At 76.2% G+C, this 903-nt stretch carries 2 protein-coding genes; one reads left to right on the forward strand and one right to left on the reverse strand.

Annotated elements, in window-relative coordinates; genetic code table 11:
* Positions 1-45: 45 nt before the first annotated feature.
* Positions 46-678, forward strand: a complete 633-nt coding sequence (locus VT52_RS34955) for a nucleoside/nucleotide kinase family protein (protein ID WP_071387774.1) — start codon at positions 46-48, stop codon at positions 676-678.
* A 102-nt stretch (positions 679-780) separates the two neighbouring features.
* Here the strand turns inward: VT52_RS34955 and VT52_RS36595 are convergent.
* The coding region (locus VT52_RS36595) for a CorA family divalent cation transporter (protein ID WP_276208007.1) at positions 781-903 on the reverse strand (123 nt) is incomplete at its 5' end.

The raw sequence follows: 903 nt of genomic DNA on the forward strand, positions 1-903 counted from the left end.
CTCCCGCCCACCCTCCTCATCGAACGCACCCGGCATCATGGCCCTGTGCGACTCGAAGCGATCACCTGGGAACGGCTCGCCGATCTGCTCGCCGACCGGCTGGCCGGACTGGAGCCGGCCGACGGTGGCGCCTGGCTGCGCGTTGCCTTCGACGGGGCACCCGCCGCCCGTCCCGGGGACCTGGCCGAGCGGGTCGGCGAGGCGCTCCGGGTGCGCGGCCGGCCCTCGCTGGCCGTCGGGGCGGAGGGTTTTCTGCGCCCCGCCTCACTGCGCCTGGAGCACGGGCGCCGCGACGCGGAGTCGTACTACGGCGGCTGGCTCGACACCGGCGCCCTGTGGCGGGAGGTGTTCGGCCCGCTCGACCCCGGCGGCAGCGGCCGTGTCCTGCCCGACCTGTGGGACCCGGCCACCGATCGCGCCACCCGCAGCCCGTATGTCCAGCTCCCGCCCGGCGGCGTCCTGCTGCTGCACGGCCCCCTTCTGCTGCGCCACTGGTTCCCGTTCGACCTGACCGTCCATGTCCTCCTGTCCCCGGCCGCCCTGCGCCGCCGTACTCCCGAAGCCGACCACTGGACGCTCCCCGCCTTCGAGCGCTACGCGGCGGAGACCGACCCGGCCACCACGGCGGACGTCCTCGTCCGCGCCGACGACCCGCGCCACCCAGCCTGGCGCTGCTGACCCACGACAGCGCCGCACCGGCCTGTCGGTGCCGCCCGCACCGGGCCGCCGGCACCCGCCCGTCGCCCGGCGTGCCCGCCGGCCGGGGCCGGTCGTCGCGGCTCAGAGCCAGCCGTTGCGGCGGAACCCCCGGTACAGCGCCAGGCAGGCCGCCGCCATCACCGCCATGGCCAGCGGATAGCCGAACCGCCAGTGCAGCTCCGGCATGTGGTCGAAGTTCATGCC

The organism is Streptomyces malaysiense, assembly GCF_000980885.2.
GTDB lineage: Bacteria > Actinomycetota > Actinomycetes > Streptomycetales > Streptomycetaceae > Streptomyces > Streptomyces malaysiense.